This window comes from Thalassospira sp. CH_XMU1448-2 (assembly GCF_037027285.1).
In the GTDB taxonomy this organism is placed as follows: Bacteria; Pseudomonadota; Alphaproteobacteria; order Rhodospirillales; family Thalassospiraceae; genus Thalassospira; species Thalassospira profundimaris_C.
Genome location: NZ_JAYMEA010000001.1, coordinates 57202 through 74851, shown reverse-complemented (window position 1 = coordinate 74851; position 17650 = coordinate 57202). Strand labels below are relative to the sequence as shown.

Annotated in this window: 16 protein-coding genes; 9 read left to right on the top strand and 7 right to left on the bottom strand. The window is 54.9% G+C overall.

What is annotated here, in order from left to right; translation table 11 throughout:
- The first annotated feature begins 10 nt into the window (after positions 1-10).
- The gene (locus WA318_RS00365; protein ID WP_336079422.1) at positions 11-2527 is read left to right on the top strand and encodes a sensor histidine kinase; all 2517 of its coding nucleotides are present in this window, start codon (positions 11-13) and stop codon (positions 2525-2527) included.
- 84 nt (positions 2528-2611) lie between these two features.
- On the opposite strand, the gene WA318_RS00360 is transcribed toward WA318_RS00365, so the two are convergent.
- Positions 2612-3568, bottom strand: coding sequence for a 2-hydroxyacid dehydrogenase (locus WA318_RS00360; protein ID WP_336079420.1), 957 nt, complete (start codon positions 3566-3568; stop codon positions 2612-2614).
- A gap of 47 nt (positions 3569-3615) precedes the next feature.
- The gene (locus tag WA318_RS00355) at positions 3616-4191 is read right to left on the bottom strand and encodes a hypothetical protein (RefSeq protein WP_336079418.1); all 576 of its coding nucleotides are present in this window, start codon (positions 4189-4191) and stop codon (positions 3616-3618) included.
- Positions 4192-4397: 206 nt separating this feature from the next.
- Here WA318_RS00355 and WA318_RS00350 point away from each other — a divergent pair, with 206 nt between their 5' ends.
- The gene (locus WA318_RS00350) at positions 4398-5015 is read left to right on the top strand and encodes a hypothetical protein (protein ID WP_336079416.1); all 618 of its coding nucleotides are present in this window, start codon (positions 4398-4400) and stop codon (positions 5013-5015) included.
- Between the two features lie 84 nt (positions 5016-5099).
- Here the strand turns inward: WA318_RS00350 and WA318_RS00345 are convergent, their stop codons facing one another.
- The 4 genes from WA318_RS00345 to WA318_RS00330 all read right to left on the bottom strand — a co-directional run bounded on the left by WA318_RS00345 (position 5100) and on the right by WA318_RS00330 (position 9491).
- A complete protein-coding gene (locus WA318_RS00345; RefSeq protein ID WP_336079414.1) occupies positions 5100-6584 on the bottom strand; it encodes a DUF4139 domain-containing protein in 1485 nt (494 codons plus the stop codon).
- Positions 6585-6803: 219 nt separating this feature from the next.
- Positions 6804-7289, bottom strand: coding sequence for a flagellar assembly protein FliW (fliW, locus tag WA318_RS00340; protein ID WP_336079412.1), 486 nt, complete (start codon positions 7287-7289; stop codon positions 6804-6806).
- Between the two features lie 110 nt (positions 7290-7399).
- Positions 7400-8773, bottom strand: a complete 1374-nt coding sequence (locus WA318_RS00335; protein WP_336079410.1) for an adenylate/guanylate cyclase domain-containing protein — start codon at positions 8771-8773, stop codon at positions 7400-7402.
- On the bottom strand, positions 8757-9491 hold the full coding sequence (locus WA318_RS00330; protein WP_114096131.1) for a Crp/Fnr family transcriptional regulator: 735 nt from the start codon (positions 9489-9491) through the stop codon (positions 8757-8759). Before WA318_RS00330 ends, WA318_RS00335 begins: the two co-directional genes overlap by 17 nt.
- A 437-nt stretch (positions 9492-9928) precedes the next feature.
- On the opposite strand from WA318_RS00330, the gene WA318_RS00325 reads away from it, so the two are divergent.
- From WA318_RS00325 to aroQ, 7 genes are all read left to right on the top strand, one after another.
- Complete coding sequence (locus WA318_RS00325; RefSeq protein ID WP_114096130.1) at positions 9929-10954, top strand: DctP family TRAP transporter solute-binding subunit; 1026 nt, start codon at positions 9929-9931, stop codon at positions 10952-10954.
- Positions 10955-11060: 106 nt separating this feature from the next.
- A complete protein-coding gene (locus WA318_RS00320; protein ID WP_336079407.1) occupies positions 11061-11543 on the top strand; it encodes a TRAP transporter small permease in 483 nt (160 codons plus the stop codon).
- Positions 11540-12808, top strand: a complete 1269-nt coding sequence (locus tag WA318_RS00315; protein WP_336079405.1) for a TRAP transporter large permease — start codon at positions 11540-11542, stop codon at positions 12806-12808. Before WA318_RS00320 ends, WA318_RS00315 begins: the two co-directional genes overlap by 4 nt.
- An 11-nt stretch (positions 12809-12819) precedes the next feature.
- Entirely contained in the window at positions 12820-13668 is an 849-nt protein-coding gene (locus WA318_RS00310) for a shikimate dehydrogenase family protein (protein ID WP_114096127.1), read from the top strand.
- A 9-nt stretch (positions 13669-13677) separates the two neighbouring features.
- Entirely contained in the window at positions 13678-14337 is a 660-nt protein-coding gene (locus WA318_RS00305) for a GntR family transcriptional regulator (protein WP_336079403.1), read from the top strand.
- A gap of 118 nt (positions 14338-14455) precedes the next feature.
- Positions 14456-16327: a bifunctional sugar phosphate isomerase/epimerase/4-hydroxyphenylpyruvate dioxygenase family protein gene (locus WA318_RS00300; protein ID WP_114096125.1), complete on the top strand. Its 1872-nt coding sequence runs from the start codon at positions 14456-14458 to the stop codon at positions 16325-16327.
- 63 nt (positions 16328-16390) lie between these two features.
- Positions 16391-16837, top strand: a complete 447-nt coding sequence (aroQ, locus tag WA318_RS00295) for a type II 3-dehydroquinate dehydratase (protein ID WP_114096124.1) — start codon at positions 16391-16393, stop codon at positions 16835-16837.
- A 151-nt stretch (positions 16838-16988) separates the two neighbouring features.
- Here the strand turns inward: aroQ and recR are convergent, their stop codons facing one another.
- Entirely contained in the window at positions 16989-17582 is a 594-nt protein-coding gene (gene recR, locus WA318_RS00290) for a recombination mediator RecR (RefSeq protein WP_336079400.1), read from the bottom strand.
- Positions 17583-17650 lie beyond the last annotated feature (68 nt).

The following is a 17650-nucleotide window of genomic DNA, read 5'->3' as shown; positions in this document are numbered from 1 at the left end:
TTTGCGCAAATTGCCCAAATGTCGGCTTTCTGCCCTTGTTGGCGGCAGTGTGTCGGCATTGACCACGCTTATTCTTGGCGCCGGTCTGCATGCCCAGGAGAAGTTTCGACTTAATCAGGCCTCGGAAACACCGGCACCCGAGGGAATCGGGGCGACGATTTTTGGCAACCTTGCGGGGCTCAGTGATCGTGACTGGCTGGTGGTCGGGCTGGCAGCTGTAGGCGGAGCGGCGATTGCCGGCTGGATCGGGTGGCGGATGTCGCTTCGGATGCGCCGTCATATTGAAGAAGTCGAAGATCACGAACATGAGCTTGCCGGTGAGAGCGAGCTTTTCACCCATCTTCTGTTTGCCGGTCCGGACCCGGTCTATTACTGGAGCCAGCAGGGCTTTGCCGAAGGGGCAAGCCCGTCTTTGCGGCGGGCCTTTCAGTTGGGCAATGATGGCCGGTTTCCCGATTTGCTCGAACTTTTGCGCGATGAGGATGCCAAGGCACTTAAGGAACGCGTGCGGAGCCTTAAATCCGGACATGACCGGTTCGAGCTTTGGATTACCACCCTTGATGAACGCAAATTCCACGTCACCGGCATGGCGGCGCGCAAGGACCGGTCGGCAACGGTTCTGGCCCATGGATTATGGTTCCGCGATGAAACCCGTCATACCCGCGAACGCGAAAACCAGTTCGGTGATTTTCAGGCCCTGAAACATGAAGTATCGGGGCTTCGGGCGTTGCTTGATAGCCTGCCCTTCCCGGTGTGGCGGCGCGATAGCGAGCTGCGTCTGATTGATTGCAATGCGGCCTATGCCGATGCGGTCGAACAACCGACTATCGAAGATGCATTGGCCAATCAGTCTGAAATCGGCGCGGGGATCATTCCCGATCATGGTCGGTCGCTTGCGGCATCGGTGCAGCGCAATGGCGAAAGCCTGACGCGCGATTATCATGTGGTCATTCGCGGCGACCGAAAATTGCTGCGCATTACCGAATCCCCGTCACAGGATACCAGCGAATCAGACGGGTTGGTCGGGTTTGCGATTGATTGCACCCCGGTCGAGGAATTGCAGTCCGATCTGTCGCGCCATATTCGCGCCCATGCCGAGGTGCTTGAAAATCTCGGTACGGCGATTGCGGTTTATGGCGGGGACAAGGGGCTTATTTTCTTTAATACCGCCTTTACCAAGCTTTGGGACCTTGATGACGAATGGCTGTGGTCGGAACCAACACATGATGATGTTCTCAGACGGTTGCGCGATGAACGCAAACTGCCCGAAGTTACCGACTTTACCCAGTTCCGCAATACCGAGAATCAGCGTTTCACCGATCTTCTCAAACCCGAAGAAGATCTGATGCATCTGCCCAATGGCATGACGCTGAGGCGGTTTATCTCGCCCCATCCGTTTGGCGGACTGATGTTTGTCTATGAGGATGTCACTGACAAGCTGGTGCTTGAAAGTTCCTATAACACCCTGATTGCGGTTCAGCGCGAGACGCTTGAAAGCCTGCATGAAGCGGTCGGGGTGATCAGTGGTGACGGGCGCTTGCGGCTTTATAACCATGGTTTTTCCGATGTCTGGGGTCTTGATCCGGCCTTCCTTGATGCTGCCCCGCATCTGGCCGAGGTCGTGGAAAAGTCCAAGGATTTCTGGCGCGAACGTGAAGACTGGGACAAGTTCAAAAGCCGGATGGTTGCGCGCATCACCAATCACGAGCCAATGAATGGCCGCCTTGAGCGGTCCGATAACACGATCATTGATTTTGCCATTGTGCCGCTGCCTGACGGGGCGGTGATGATGTCCTATATTGATGTGACCGATACCATCCGGGTTGAGCGTGCCCTTCGGGAACGCAACGAGGCTTTGCGCACCGCCGATCAGATGAAGTCGGACTTCATTTCGACCGTATCGCGCGAACTGACCAAGCCGCTTGATCATATCAATGGCGAATCTGATCGTTTGATCCCGCATCTGACCGGCAACGTTGCGCGTTCGGTCGAAACGATCCGGGCCGAAGCCCAAAGCATGCTGGCCCTTGTCGACGATATGCGCGACCTGGCGACGCTTGGTTCGGGGCAGGTAGCACTTGAATTGGATACGGTTGATCCAAGGCGGTTGTTACGCTCTCTTGAGGCTCTGACACGGGCCCGTCTGGCCGAGCTGAATGTATCGCTGCGCCTGTATTGTTCGCGCAATATCGGCTGGATGGTGGCAGATGAACGGCGTTTGAAACAGGCATTGTTCATTCTGGTGACCAATGTGCTGCGCACCGCCCCTGAGGGCAGTGAGGTTTCTGTGGTCGCACGCCGTCGTGGCGAGGATATCGAAATTTCAATCTCGCTTTCTGACGAGGCACCGCAACCGATGCTGTTTGAAGGGCTGCGCGATGGTGAGTCTCCGTCGGCCCGCCGTGCCCTTGGCATGGCGATGGTGCGCGCGGTGGTCGAAATTCATGGTGGTCGGGTCAAGATCAGCCGCGATGGCCGCGAGATCGCCTGCATCCTGCCTGCAGGCGAGGAAAGCGACCTTGGCTAAGTCGGCCATCGGCATCAAATTACAGAAATGAAAAAGGCGCTGGTGACAGCGCCTTTTGTTTGTTCAGGGTTCGGACAGTCGGCGTCACACCGAATAGGGAACCTCTTTGCCAGCAATAAAGGCATCGATGTTATCAAGCGCGCGGAAGCCCATGGCATTGCGGGTTTCAACGGTGGCTGATCCCAGATGCGGCAAAAGGAACGTATTTTTAAGATCGCGATAGGCCGGTTCGATGTTTGGTTCGCCTGCAAAAACATCAAGACCAGCCGCCGTCAGTTTGCCCGATTTCAGGGCGGCAATCAGGTCCTGATCATTGACGACATCGCCGCGCGCGGTGTTCACGATGATCGCGCCATCAGGCAGTTTGGCGATGAAGTCGGAATTGACCATGCCACGGGTTTCCGGGGTCGACGGGCAATGCAGCGACAGGAAATCGCAATGGGGCAAAAGGCCTTCGATGCTGTCGTGATAGGTCGCACCCATTTCCTGATCGGCGGGCAATTGGCGGCGGTTGTAGTAATGGATATCCATATCAAAACCGCGTGCACGTTTGGCAACCGCCTGACCAATACGGCCCATGCCGACAATGCCAAGACGCTTGCCGGTAACCTGGGTGCCCATGAGATGGGTCGGACGCCAGCTTGACCAGGTGGCGTTGCGAACTTCGGCCTCGCCCTCGCTCGCGCGGCGCGCCGCACCAAGGATCAGAAGCCAGGCGATATCGGCCGTCGCATCGGTCAGAACGCCCGGTGTGTTGCCGATAATAACGCCTTTTTTCCTAGCCGCCGCCAGATCGATATGGTCGGTCCCGACCGAGAAGGTCGCAACGATTTTGACGCTGTCATGCAGTTCTTCAAAGAAGGTCGCATCAATCGGATCGCCAACCGACACAAGGGCGGCATCCGCCCCATGGCACAGGGCAAGAATTTCGTTGCGTGACAGCGGATCGTCACCTTCCTGCGTGCGGATGTCATAACTTTGTGCAGCACGTTTCGCGACGGCATCTGGCAGTCGGCGGGTCACGGCAAGGACGGGTTTCATTTTGTGTTTCTCCCTGATGACGGATAATTTTTTAAAGCGTTATAAAATCAGAATAACTGCCCGACGGCCAAACGGATACCGATTGATTGAATGATGATTGATAACAGGAAATCGGCAATGACAATGGCGCTTGCCGTCAGCACCGGGATGGCAAGGGTCAGGTGCGTGATATAGACGCTGTATACCAGCGTCGCGACAATCGCGATCATCACAAAGCCGCCCACACCGAGCATCGGGAACAGTGCGGCCAGGGCAAGGGCAACCAGATAAACACCCATCTGAATGACACAGGCCCAGTTATAGACGGTGATAAATCCGATATAGCGTTCTGCCCGGTCCAACATCGGGGCAATGTGAAACATCACCAGCGGAAAGGCGACCCACCGGATGACATATGAAATCACCTCGGTCGTCATATAGCGCATCACCGGGAAATCGTCGGGTGCCGCCATAAGGTCATGGCCGCGCAACAGCACAAATGCCGGGAAAATGATCACAGCGGCAAGGAAGGATCGCCAGAATCCCTGAAGCGAATAATTGAAAAACGCCAGTCCACCCGCATCGCCGCGGGCGATCCGCCAGGTGCCATACAAGGCGCGCAGGGTTTCAGTTTGTAAGCTCATTTGGGGCTGAATTCCAGGCAGTGGGGCAAGCAAAAGCACAAACACTTTATCCGACCCTAGCAGGCTGCCCAAGACAGTGAAACAGCTTATCGCGGATTTGGGGCCCACCCCTGACATCTTTCACAAGATACCGGTCATGAACGTCTTTTGCCGGGGGCAATCACATCGAATGCACCCTGTATGGATAACGAGGTGGCGGGATCAGGATGGCGGACAAATCGGACGAATATGCGTTGCGTTTGTCCTATCTTGAACAGGCAGATGCCAATTCACTGGCGGTTGCGCGCCTTTATCTCGAAATGGCAAGTGGCGAGCATTACAGCAACCGGGATTACGCACTAAGCCTGTTTGACAAGGCCGATGCGATTTTTGCCCTGCATCTTCCCACGTCACGTGATGCGGCGATTGCCGGTCTTGCGCTTAGTCTTAATAACCGTGCCGCCCTTGAGCTTGAGGCAGAAGAATGGGACTGGGCGGTGGATGCTGCCAGTCAGGCCGTATCGCTCAGGCGGGACCGGCTGCGCAATTGCATCGGGCGCAAGGATGATACCGAACGGCTTGATCTTGGCTATTCACTCGCCGCCTTGGTTCTTGCCCTGCGCGGGGCCGGGCGTAATGACCTTGCATGTGATGCCGCGCGTGATGCGATCCGGGTTCTGGGCAAGTTTGCCGGGCTTGATAATCAGGAAGCCTTTGTATTGTTGACCAAACTGATCTGCATTTACGCCGATCTGTGCAGAATGATCGATCAGCTACCCGATGCTGGCCTGTTGATGCCGCTGGCAAAATCATTCTACACGACGCGAAAGGGCCGCGTGAAATAGGCTGGGTCAAATAGCTCGGGCATATAAAAACTGCTGCAAAACACCCTGTCTTGCAGCAGTTCAATGTCGGGTCGGATTTGGTTCCTAGCGGCTGCTTTCAACCGACCAGCTCAGCTTGATATCCGAGTTGGCGGGAACCTTTATCTCCCACGTGATCAGGCCCGGTTCCGGGCGGTCATGTTTGTGGCTTTCAGACGTGACTTTCCAGTCAGACGGGACATTTTCGCGGATGGTGATGACTTCATCACGTGTGCTGGTATTGCGAACGGTCCAGTTCAGATCGGCATGGACCTCGTCGGGCAGGTTCGGGCGTGCCTTGCGTGAAAATGACGTGACTTCGCGGGTGCCGGACAGTTCGCTGGCCTGACCAACCGGAATGATGGCATCGCGTCCGACCGGGGTCAGGGAAACATAGTTTTCGCCAAGGAAACCGGTATCACCGGACGGGGTTTTGGCGAAAATACGCATGATGCCAGCTGGCCATGGGCTTTTTTCATCAGCCCCGCCGTCATTGGTGATCTTGAGTTCAAGCTCCGGACGGATGAAATCGGTCTGGCTGCTTTGTCCCATGCCATAGGGATTGCTTGATGACTGGAAAATCGAACGGCGTTCGACCGGCAGAACCTGTGCATCGATCAAGGGCAGGATGACAGTATCGCCGTCTTTCATCGAAAGATCGTTGAACGGGCCATAGACATGCAGGTTTTCAAAAGTCTCGCGATCCGGTGCACCGGCGGCAGGTGCACTATCGGCCATGGCCGACATCATCATTTCCGTACGCGCACCCTTGGCCATCGGGGCTGAGCCGACCTGATTAAGGTCGCCCGCCACCAGACGAAGCTGCGCGTCCTTGATACCGGTGCCGGAATTGTTGGTCACACGGGCAATCGCCGAGAGTTTGAGCTGATTGGTCTGGCTGTCATAGGCCGCGATATAGGATGTGTTCCAGCCAATGCCGCCCAGCAGATAGGCCATCGACACATGGTCAAGCGGGGCGGTGGTTGCGATATCGGCCTCAATCGCCGGGTCAAGCGTAAAGCCTTCTGGCAGGTCGGATAGGATGACCTGATCAACCGGGACCTGCTCGATCCCGGCATCGGTCTGCACCAGTGCAAGATGGGTCAGCGCGACAAGCTTGCCCTCGATCAGGTCATCGTCGCCACGGCGGATGGTAACCGTCTTGCCGATATGATCGCGAAGCAGGCTGTCAAAGGCGTTATAGCCGTTGCCGCGATTGCGCAGGGACGTCCAGACAAGATCACTGTCCTTGGCTGTCCCCAGCAGGAAGGAATCATCAATCAATGTTGATGGCAGGCCGCTGATATGCAGGCTGCTTTGGCCTTCGGGGATGGCGGCCTTGCGTTGTTCTGCCACCAGCGACAGGTTGCCCGGATAAACGGTCAGCTGCAATTTGGTGCGGGCATCGGTCGAAAGCGGGATCGCCGGTCCAAGATTGTCGCGTTCCTCGACCGTGTCTTGCGCTTTGGCCGCTTCGAGGTCCTGTCCGAAAAATACCGCTGTGCCCAGCATCGCCGCCAATGCAAAACGGTTACGCAATGTTCCTGCCATTTCCGGTCCCTTGATTGATTTTAAATGAGTTAGCGATGCTACCATTGCGTGAAAAGATGGCAGGATCAAGGAAAGTCCGGGACAATTTCGGGTGTTTTGTCCCGTGGCGGATTTCACCGCGACAGGCATGAATTCGCACATAAAAGAAACCGGACAAGACGGCGGATGCGTCTTGTCCGGCATGAAACAGATCGGCGTTTGGCCCGTGGCCCGAAAACGTCAATTCAGAACATGATGGAATGAATAGCCACCGGCTTCGGGCAGGTGATGCTGATAGGCTGCCTGACGTGAGGTATCGATAATGATCGGTGCACGCAGATTAAGTGACATGACGACGTCACCGTCTTCGGGCTTGTGCAGGGTCACGATCAAAAGAACCGCACCGTCATTTTTCTTGATGCCATGAATGTTGAAGGCCTGTTCAAGATGCTCGGGACGGATCGTGCCGCTTTCAAGATTGTAAGGTGCAACGATAAAGGCCAGTTCCGGTTCGGTCAGGCATTGCATCAGGATAAAGGGTGTTGCGCCATCGCCCGGGAAGCTTGCCAGTGCAAACACGTTATGGTCGGGAAAACCTTTGAGACCGGCCGGGAAATAGATCGCCTTGTCCCAGGCAAATTCGCGTTCCCCAAACAGGGTTGTCAGCTTTACGGCAGTCGGAACTGTATCCGTAGCCGGTGTGTTCGCGTCAGACGTCGTTACCATCGCTTCCTCCTGCGGGGATCATATGTCCTGTTGGGCGATCTTTATGCAAAGCACTTTGGGCGCGGATGCCCGTATTTCAAGGGGTTGGCAGACAAGTCACGGTTTTGCGATCAGCTTTGGTCTGACGGACGGTACAGAACAGCGACCGGCTCGCTAAGACCTTTGACGTGAATGCTATCCATCTGGCTATATTGCGCCATAAGTGCCGGCGCGCAAACAGGAATTTCCTGATGCAGCTTTTGGGCGAAGTCGATGCTGATCACCATATCACTGCCAAGCTCGCGGGTTGCCTGTTCAAGGCGGGCGGCAAGGTTGACGCTGGCACCAATAACGGCCGGTGTCATGGCTTCGCGTTGTCCGATATCGCCGACAACAGCCGCGCCGAAATTAAGTCCGACCCCGATTTTAAGGGGCGCGTCCCCATCGGCGGGATCGCGGGCCTGCCATTCGGCGACCTGACTGAGGATGGCCTGGGCGGCACAAAGCGCGTTGGCCGCCGGACGCTCAAGATTGTCAAAGGCGGCGAAACTCGCCATTACCGCATCGCCGATATATTTTTCGACAATCCCGCCATAGGCTCCGATCTGGCTGGTGGTAATCTGGTGGAACTGATTGAGGAACCGCATGACTTCCTGCGGGTCACGTTTTTCGGCAAACCTTGAAAAGCCCATAATGTCGGCAAACAGAATGACGCATTCGCGGCGTTCGCCAACCCGGACAGGTTCATCACGATCTGCAAGCTGGTCGGCAAGGGCCGTGGGGAAATAGCGCGCGAGATTGCCATGCGCCCGTTCGGCTGCGGCAAACTGGTTGATCAGAACCCGCAATCGCGAAACCATCACCGCACAGGCCAGTGTGAAGACAATGACGATAATCACCTGTTCGGCCAGTGACGAGATATCGACAAATTCCGGCAGGTTATAGGTATCAATCAGTTCCTGCTGCGTCGGGTTCCATTCATCGCCGAAATGCTGGGACACAATGACGCCCGGTCGTGTTGCCAGCCACCATATCGCTCCACACCAGGATATAAACAGCCAGAAGCCGAACCACAGGATCAGACGCGGCGAGAATGTCATGATGACCAGCGCCATCATGATCATCGAAAAGACGACGCCACGGTCACGGACAATGAACCCGTATAGCCAGGCCGGATGATCAATCAGGGGATTGAGCGGGTCGGGAACGATCGAGACATAAACGATCAGAACGGCATCAACGACCGCGAGCAGATAGATCATCCAGTATGTTTTACCACCGCGAAAGGCAACAAACAGCTGGATCAGAACGCCAGGGATGAACCAGCCCAGAACTTCAAGCAGGGTATAAAGTTTGCCGGTTGGCGAATCCGGTTTGCTAAACAGCAACAGGATGAAGGCCAGCATGCAGATGCGCAGAAACGCAACAAGGATCAGTCCGCGCTTTTCCTCGCGTGCGACAAGGCGGTCAAATAATGAATCCGAGGGTTCAGTTTTTGATGGCATCAGCAAGAAGTTGTTTAAGACCGTCGCTGTCCTTGATGATCAGGCGACCATCGCGCCGGGTAATCATCCCTTGCTTTTCGAGTTCGCGCAGCTTCTTGTTCACGGCTTCACGGGTCACGCCAAGCATCAGACCAAGTTCCTGCTGTGACAGGGGAAGTGCGATACGAATGCCTTCGGGGTCCGGGCCGCCATGACGTTCGGCAAGCCACAGAATGCGTTTGATCAGGCGTGCGGTAAGATCAAGGAAATTGGCATCTTCAAGAAGATCGCTGACCCAGCGCAACCGACGGCACAGAAGAGCCGTGATGTGTCTGCGCAGCGGGGCTTCGCGGTCAAAGATTTCAAAGAAGTCATCGCGTGAGATGAACAGGGTCCGGGTCGGGCCGACGGCACGCGCACTGGCCGTGCGGGGTTCACCATCAAGCAGGGCGATTTCGCCAAATACTGCACCGGGTGCCAACACGTTCAGAACGATTTCCTTGCCGGTTTCCGAGACCGAGGAAATACGAACCTTACCGGCCTCCACGGCATAAAGACCATCGGCAGGCGAGCCTTTTTCAAACAGCAGCTGACCATCTTCGAACCGGCGGACGGTCGCCTGGCTGGAGAGTTGTTCAAGCAGTTCGGGATCAAGATCCTCGAACAGGAAGCTTCCCGCCAGAATACGCGAAGCGATCTTTGCAAGCTGCGGTGATGTTGGGCCGTTGACACTGTTCACGGGATTCACTTTGGAAATAGCGTTACTTCAAGGGGCGAATCGTCAAATTTCTCAGCCAAAGTAGCACAAATAACCGGATTTGCAGCAAGCTGTTTTCGAATCCGCCATTGTTGGCCTCAATGGCAAATGATCCTTTATGAAACAGCAAGATGCAGTGTTAAGCCAGCCTGGAATGCCTTGGCGATTTTGTTCTGAGGGCCAATGTGGAGGCAAGCGACACTGGTGGAGACACCTTTGTCTGGTCCCGGGAAAATGGCTTGATGTGACAATCAAAAGCCGGAAAGGCAGGGAAACAGCCGATTTTTTAAAAATATAGAATGTTTGACAAAATCTCCTATATTTTTTAAATTATCCTAATTCCGAAACCGGACTGCGCAAGAACAAGATTGTTACAAGCAACCACAGTCTGCGGGATGTCGTTCAATAGGGAGGATGTAATGAAGATGATTTCCAAAGGTGCCCTGTTTGGTGCCGTTTCCATGGTTGCTGCGTCATTTGGCTATTCCGCGCAAGCAGCTGACGTGACCTTGAACTTTGCCCATGTTGACCCGGCAGAGTGGACCACCTCAAAAAAAGGTGCAGCATCCCAGGTCTTTAAAAATATTGTCGAAGCAGAGTCGGGTGGCCGTATTGAGGTCGCACTGTTCCCGGCCGGTGCGCTGGGTGGTGAAACCGATCTTCTGCAGAACACCCAGGACGGCACGCTTGCCATGTCGATGGTATCGGGTCCGTTCTCCAAGGTTTGCCCTGAGGCAGCCGTTCTTGATATTCCGTATGTATTCCCGAATGCAAACGTTGCCTGGAACGTTCTGGACGGCGGTTTCGGCGACGAACTTGCTGCACATTGCCTTGAAAAAACCGGTCTTCGTACCCTGGCCTATGGTGAAACCGGTTTCCGTAACTTCACCAACTCAAAGCGTACAGTTGCCGAACCAAAAGACATGGATGGCTTGAAAATTCGCGTCATGACCGTTCCGCTGTTCGTTGAGATGGTCAAGGCTCTTGGTGGTGAACCGACCCCGATTCCCTGGCCGGAAGTTCCGACTGCACTGACAACCGGTACGGTTGATGGTCAGGAAAATCCGATCAGCGTGATCTATGCCAACAAGTTCTATGAAATGCAGAAATACCTGACGCTTGATCGTCACGTATATGGCACCGATTTCATCGTGATCAACGAAGCTGTCTATCAGGGTCTTTCCGAGGCCGATCAGGCGCTTCTGCGTCGCGCCGCCGGTGTTGCATCGAATGTTGGCCGTGCCATTCAGCAGTTCAACTCTGCCGAAGGTGTTGCGAAACTTGCCGCAGAAGGCATGGAAGTCACCACGCCGACCGCCGAGCAGCTCAAGGCGTTCCGTGATGCCGCCCAGCCGGCAGTGATCAGCTGGCTTTCGGGTCAGATCGACGCCGAGTGGATCGAAAAGCTCCAGAAAGCGGTTTCCGAAGCAGAAGCTTCCATGTAACCGGTTTTGGCAGACCGGGGGCTCCTCCTTTGCGCCTGGTCTGCCCTTTTTCCTGCCGCCGTGCCCCAGAGGCACAAGAATTTTCCGCGATGATCCGGGGGAACCCATGCAACGCGTAGAGAAAGCGTTCAAGCATTTGCTCGCCGGACTTTCGGGGTTCAGTATCCTCGTCGTCTTTGGTGTTGTCTTTGCTGGCAGTGTCAGCCGCTATTTATTTTCTTCCCCGCTGCAATGGAGCGAAGAAGTCGCGAAATACGCGATGATCTATGGCTGCATGTTTGGTGTGGCATTCGCCTATCTGCAGGGTTCCCAGATCACGTTCAGCATCGTGATTGATACGATGCCTGCGGCCTTGCGCCGCAAGCTTGCGATTGTGGTCGATGCCGCGACCCTTATCCTTGGCGGTGTGCTTGCCTATGCTGGCTGGATTTTTGCTGCCAAGCGCGGGGGTATTGTTGCCTCGGGCATCGGCATTCAGATGTACTGGGCGCAAATAGCCATCACCATTGGCGGTATCTGCCTTGTGATTGCTGCGATCTTGCGTCTGGCATCGGCTATCAACAAGAATTCGACCGGGGGTGAGGCATGATTACCGGCGTTACCCTGTTTGCGCTGCTTGCGATTGGCGCGCCGGTTGCCTTTGCAATCGCGCTTTGCCTTGTGGCCTATATCAGCACCGGCACCTTTGGCATTGATTTGCTGCCCCAGCGCATTTTTGCGGGCATGGACAGCTTTACCATTCTGGCGATCCCGCTTTTTGTTCTGGCGGGCGAACTGATGAATGCCAGTGGCATTACCTCGCGTGTGATTAATCTGGCCAATGCCCTTGTCGGGCATGCCAAGGCTGGTCTCGCACAGGTCAATATATGGTCATCTGTGATCTTTGCCGGACTTTCGGGATCGGCGGTGGCAGATACATCGGCCATCGGGCGTATCTTTATTCCGTCGATGGAAAAGGAAGGCTATCCGCGTGACTTTGCCGCCGCACTGACCGCAGCGTCATCTGTGATCGGACCGATCATTCCGCCAAGCATTCCGGTCATTATTTATGCCCTGATCACTACAAATGTGTCGGTACCGGCATTGTTCCTTGCCGGGATTGTCCCGGGTGTTTTGCTGGCGATTGCGCTTTCGATTTATGTGCGGTTCTTCGTAAAGAATTACGCGAAACCGCGTGAGCGCATGAAGATGGGCGAACAGCTCAAAGCAGTGTGGAATGGTCTGATTCCGCTTTTCATGCCGATATTTGTGATCGGTTCGATCCTGGCGGGGATTGTGACACCGACCGAGGCCGCAAGTTTTGCTGTGTTCTATGCGCTGGTGGTCGGATTATTTGTGTTCCGCGAGCTTAAACCGGGGGATCTTCCGGGCATCTTTGCCGGTGCAATGCGCGATTCTTCAAGCATTCTGATCATTATGGCAACGGTTGCCGCAGCGAACTGGTTCATGACCTTTGCCGGTATTCCGCAATCGATCAGCAAATTTGTCCTGGGTTATGTCGACAGCCCGGTGACCTTCCTCATCCTGATCAACCTGATGCTTTTGGCGGTTGGTCTTGTGCTTGAAGGCATTGCCGCGATGCTTGTTCTTGTGCCGATCCTGCATCCGATTGCGATCAGTCTTGGCATCGATCCGACGCATTTCGGCATCATCGTCATCTTTAACCTGATGATCGGTCTGATCACGCCGCCAATGGGTTTGTGTCTGTTTGTTGCCGATGCCGTTGCCGGGGTCGGGATGGCACGCATGATCCGGGCGATCATGCCGTTCTTTGTGGTCGAGCTTTTGGTGCTGATCATCATCACCTTTGTCCCCGACATCGTTACCTTCTTGCCTAACCTGTTTGGATTTTAGGATACCCTTCCATGTTGAAGCTCGGTCTTATCGGTAAAGGCATTTCACGGAGCCAGTCAGCGCGACTGCACGTTTTGCTGGGCCGTATGTGCGGGATGGATGTTACATACGATTATCTCGACAGCGATCAGATTGCTGATTTCGATCTGATCAGACAGTTGACCATATGTGCGGAAACCGGCTATGCCGGGGTCAATGTGACGCACCCTTACAAAACCAGTGCGCGCAAGCTTATTACGCCGCGTAAACGCCTGCCCGAGGCGCTTGGTGCGGTTAATACAGTTGTCTTCCGTGAAGATGGCTGGCGCGGGGATAACACCGACTTTGTCGGTTTCATGCGCGGCTATCGCCAGCAATTTGGCGATGCGAAGCCGGGCACGGTCTTGCAACTCGGCGCGGGGGGCGTCGGGCTTGCAACCGCATTCGGACTACGCGGGCTGGGTGCGGATAAAATCCTGATCCATGACAAGGAAGCAGCACGTGGCGAAGAACTGGTGGCAACCATGCGCGCTGCCAGTGCCAATGCCGTCTTTATCGGTCAAGATGATCTTGCCGATGCGGTGCGATCGGCTGATGGCCTGATCAACTGCACCCCGATTGGCATGAACCAGTATCCCGGCTGTCCGTTTGATACCAACCTGTTTGGCGGGCAGAAATGGGCCTTTGATGCTGTTTATACCCCGGTTGAAACCGCGTTCCTGCGATCAGCGGCGAAATCGGGGATTGAGGTTATGACCGGCTTTGAACTCTTCTTCTTTCAGGGTATTGAAGCATTCGAGGTTTTCAGCGGGGCAGAAATTGATGCCGATGCTGCAAGAACAGAATATTTCAATGCCTATCCCGAGGCATTGACAGGGTAGGGGAAAACGATGAGCAGCAGCAGTAGTACCGTTGCCGAGACGGTCTATAACGAAATTCGCGACGACATCCTGTATGGCGAATTGCAGCCGGGCGTGAAGCTTAAGCTTGAAGCGCTCCGCGAACGTTATAGCGTTGGCGTTAATACACTGCGCGAGGTGCTCAATCGTCTGGTGGCGTCCGGATTTGTCTTTGTCGAAGGCCAGAAGGGTTTTCGGGTTGTTGAAACATCGCCGTCCAATTTCAAGGAATTGACGGCGATGCGGCTTTTGCTTGAACGCGACGGCCTCACAGCTTCGATGAAGAACGGCGATGTCGAATGGGAAGCGCGTGTTGCCGCAGCACATCACAAGCTGTCGGCCATCGAGAAAAAGATGATGGTCGAAGACAGCCGCGAAATGACCGTTCGCTGGAGCCAGTATGACCGCGAATTCCATCAGGCCCTGATTTCGGCCTGCGGGTCGGACCTTCATCTTCGTCTTCACCGCGAGATATTCGATCAGTTCCGGCGTTATGTCGTGATCGAACTGAAAACCCACGGTTTCCGTGGGCAGGAAATTATCGATGAACATCGCGCACTTTGCGAACTGGCCCTTGCACGTGAAGCAGAGGCCGCGATTGCAAGGCTGACCGATCATATTGAAACCTACCGGCATCGTTCACAGGACTGACCTGCTGCATGGGGACACCACATTGCGGTTTTCCCCGAACAAATGACCAGATTCTGGTTATAAACAGCACATGTCCTGACGGGGCCGGACCACTATTTGCGTAGCCCGGAGGGATAAAATGCTGACCTCGATTGCCACAGTTTCACTGTCTGGCGACCTTCAGGAAAAACTCGATGCCATCGCCGCTGCCGGCTTTGACGGGGTCGAGATTTTTGAAAATGATCTTCTGTCCTTTGACGGGTCGCCCGCCGATGTTGGCAAGACCATTCGTGATCTTGGCCTTAAGCTTGTGACTTTTCAGCCGTTCCGCGATTTCGAAGGCATGCCCGAACCCCAGCGCACCCGTGCGTTCGAGCGGGCCGAACGCAAATTCGACCTGATGGAAGAACTTGGCACCGATCTTTTGATGGTCTGTTCGAACGTATCGCCCCATTCACTCGGCGGGCTTGATCGGGCGGCCAAGGATTTGGCGGAGCTTGGTGATCGTGCGGCCAAGCGCGGTCTTCGCATCGCGTTTGAGGCCCTGTCATGGGGCAAGCATATCAGCGATTATCGCGACAGCTGGGAAGTGGTGCGCCGTGCCAATCACCCGAATGTCGGTCTGGTGCTCGATACCTTCCACATCATGGCGCGCAAGGTGCCGCTTGATGCGATTTCATCAATTCCGGGCGACAAGATTTTTCTGGTACAGGTGGCCGATGCCCCGATCCTTGAAATGGATGCCCTGTCCTGGAGCCGCCATTTCCGCTGCTTCCCCGGACAGGGGGATTTCCCGTTGGCCGAGTTCATGCGCAATCTGGCGATGACCGGCTATGACGGGCCGCTGTCGCTTGAGATTTTCAACGATCAGTTTCGCTCAAGCTCGACCAAGAACGTTGCCAAGGATGGCTTGCGATCCCTGATCTATCTTGGTGACGGGATCGAAGGCGTCAAGGTCGGTGAAAAGGCCAAAACCCTGCCCCCCAAGGCCCATGCACAGGAAGTCGCCTTTGTCGAATTTGCGGTCGAGGAAGAAACCGCCGACAAACTGGCAAAATTGTTTGCCGGGCTTGGCTTTGAAAAGCGCGGCAGTCATAAAACCAAGGCCGTGACATGGTGGAAACAGGGTGACATCAACCTTGTGATCAATTGCGACAAGGATGGCTTTGCGCATTCCTATAACATCGTTCACGGCCCGTCGGTTTGTGCAGTCGGCCTTAAGGTTGATGATGCCAAGGCGACCCTTGATCGTGCGCAATCATTGCTTGCCGCACCGTTCAGTCAGGCGGTGGGCGAAGGCGAGATCGAAATGCCTGCGATCCGCGGTGTCGGCGGCAGTCTGGTTTATTTCCTGGATGATCACAGCGAATTGTCGCGCATCTGGGACGTCGAATTTGAACCGGCCAGGACTGAACAAAGCGCAAAGGCAAAGCTGCGTGCTGTCGATCACGTTTCATACTCGATGCAGTATGAGGAAATGCTGACCTGGCTTCTGTACTTCACCTCGATCTTTGATCTTGGCAAGATGCCGACCCTTGATATCCCTGATCCGGGCGGGCTTGTGCAAAGTCAGGTGGTGCAAAGTGATGCGGTGCGCTTGATCCTTAATGGTTCACAAAGCCCCCATACCCAGCATTCCCAGTTCCTCAACGAGTTTTTCGGAAGCGGTGTGCAGCATCTGGCCTTTTCAAGCGAGGATATCTTTGCCTCGGTCGACTATTGTGCGGAAAACGGGGTCGAGATTTTACCGATCCCGGAAAACTATTATGATGATATCGAAGCGCGGTTTGGTCTGGAACCGGAACTACTTGATCGTTTGCGTGCGCGTAATATTCTCTATGATCGTGATGACGAAGGCGAATATTATCAGGCCTATACGCGGACCTTTGCCAATCGTTTCTTCTTTGAACTGGTGGAGCGTCGGGCGTATCGTGGGTTCGGGGCGGCCAATGCGCCAATCCGTTTGGCATCACAAACACGCATGAACCGGCGCAGCGACGCGGCGAAATAAACAGGGCCCCCAAAGATCACAGGATTGGGGGCTGTGACAGGGCATAAAGGTGGGAATAGAGAAATGAGCGTGCAGGAAATTCTTGTCATCAATGGACCGAACCTGAACCTGCTTGGGCAGCGTCAGCCGGAAATCTATGGCTATGACACCTTGCAGACGATCGAGGAAAAATGCGTTGAACTGGCAAGGGAGTTGAATGTTTCTGTGCGTTTCGGCCAGTCCAACCACGAAGGCGCGATCATTGATCTGATCCATGAGGCGCGCCTGAAATCAGCCGCGATCATCATCAATGCCGGTGCCTATACCCATACATCTGCCGCCATTCATGATGCGCTAAAAACCTTTGATGGCTATATCATCGAACTGCATATTTCCAATCCGCACGCCCGCGAGGAATTCCGCCATAAAAGCTGGATCAGTCCGGTGGCCGATGCGGTGATGGCCGGTGCAGGGGCTTATGGCTATGAACTGGCGACACGCTTGGCCGCCGAGAAAATCAAGGCCAAGTAAACAGCGCCTGAATAAGTCAGTTAGATATTCAATTTTGATTGAAACAGCTGATTTATTCGATTTGAAAAATCACGACACATGTCAGGATCAAGGGCAGCGAAAGCTGCCCTTTTCTTTTGCGATACAGAAACCGGGATAAGGTCAGGCTGCGTCAGACCGCACTGCGCGAGCGCAGGGCAGCGGCAAGGGTGCCGTCATCAAGATAATCAAGCTCGCCGCCGACCGGCACGCCATGGGCAAGGCGCGTGACCTTGACCCCGGTTTCAATCAGTCGTTCGGTGATGTAATGGGCGGTGGTCTGGCCATCGACCGTGGCATTGGTTGCAAGGATAACCTCACTCACCCCGCCATTGCGCACCCGATTGACCAGCTGATCGATTTTAAGATCATCCGGGCCGACCCCATCAAGCGGCGAAAGCGTACCGCCAAGAACATGATATTGCCCCTTAAACGCCGCACCGCGTTCAAGCGCCCAAAGGTCCTGGACTTCCTCGACCACGCAAATCATATCGGTTCCACGATTGTGATCGGCACAGATATGGCAAGGATCGGTGACATCGATATTGCCGCAATTGGCACAGTTCGTCATGGCCGCTGCTGTTTCGTGCAGGGCATCGGCCAGCGGGATCATCAGGGTTTCGGGTTTTTTGAGCATCTGCAACACCGCGCGCCGTGCCGAACGCGGGCCAAGGCCGGGCAAACGCGACAGAAGCTTGATCAGATTTTCGATTTCCCGTCCGGTCATGGTGATCCCGTATGTGGTGTTAGGTTTCTGATCTTGTATCAAAAACAAAGGGCGGCGCAATGCCACCC

Coding starts and splice junctions, on each gene's coding strand:
- WA318_RS00360 (WP_336079420.1), bottom strand. CDS start 3,568: ATGAAACCCGTCCTTGCCGTGACCCGCCGACTGCCAGATGCCGTCGCG.
- WA318_RS00355 (WP_336079418.1), bottom strand. CDS start 4,191: ATGAGCTTACAAACTGAAACCCTGCGCGCCTTGTATGGCACCTGGCGG.
- WA318_RS00350 (WP_336079416.1), top strand. CDS start 4,398: ATGGCGGACAAATCGGACGAATATGCGTTGCGTTTGTCCTATCTTGAA.
- WA318_RS00345 (WP_336079414.1), bottom strand. CDS start 6,584: ATGGCAGGAACATTGCGTAACCGTTTTGCATTGGCGGCGATGCTGGGC.
- fliW (WP_336079412.1), bottom strand. CDS start 7,289: ATGGTAACGACGTCTGACGCGAACACACCGGCTACGGATACAGTTCCG.
- WA318_RS00335 (WP_336079410.1), bottom strand. CDS start 8,773: ATGCCATCAAAAACTGAACCCTCGGATTCATTATTTGACCGCCTTGTC.
- WA318_RS00325 (WP_114096130.1), top strand. CDS start 9,929: ATGAAGATGATTTCCAAAGGTGCCCTGTTTGGTGCCGTTTCCATGGTT.
- WA318_RS00320 (WP_336079407.1), top strand. CDS start 11,061: ATGCAACGCGTAGAGAAAGCGTTCAAGCATTTGCTCGCCGGACTTTCG.
- WA318_RS00315 (WP_336079405.1), top strand. CDS start 11,540: ATGATTACCGGCGTTACCCTGTTTGCGCTGCTTGCGATTGGCGCGCCG.
- WA318_RS00310 (WP_114096127.1), top strand. CDS start 12,820: ATGTTGAAGCTCGGTCTTATCGGTAAAGGCATTTCACGGAGCCAGTCA.
- WA318_RS00305 (WP_336079403.1), top strand. CDS start 13,678: ATGAGCAGCAGCAGTAGTACCGTTGCCGAGACGGTCTATAACGAAATT.
- WA318_RS00300 (WP_114096125.1), top strand. CDS start 14,456: ATGCTGACCTCGATTGCCACAGTTTCACTGTCTGGCGACCTTCAGGAA.
- aroQ (WP_114096124.1), top strand. CDS start 16,391: ATGAGCGTGCAGGAAATTCTTGTCATCAATGGACCGAACCTGAACCTG.
- recR (WP_336079400.1), bottom strand. CDS start 17,582: ATGACCGGACGGGAAATCGAAAATCTGATCAAGCTTCTGTCGCGTTTG.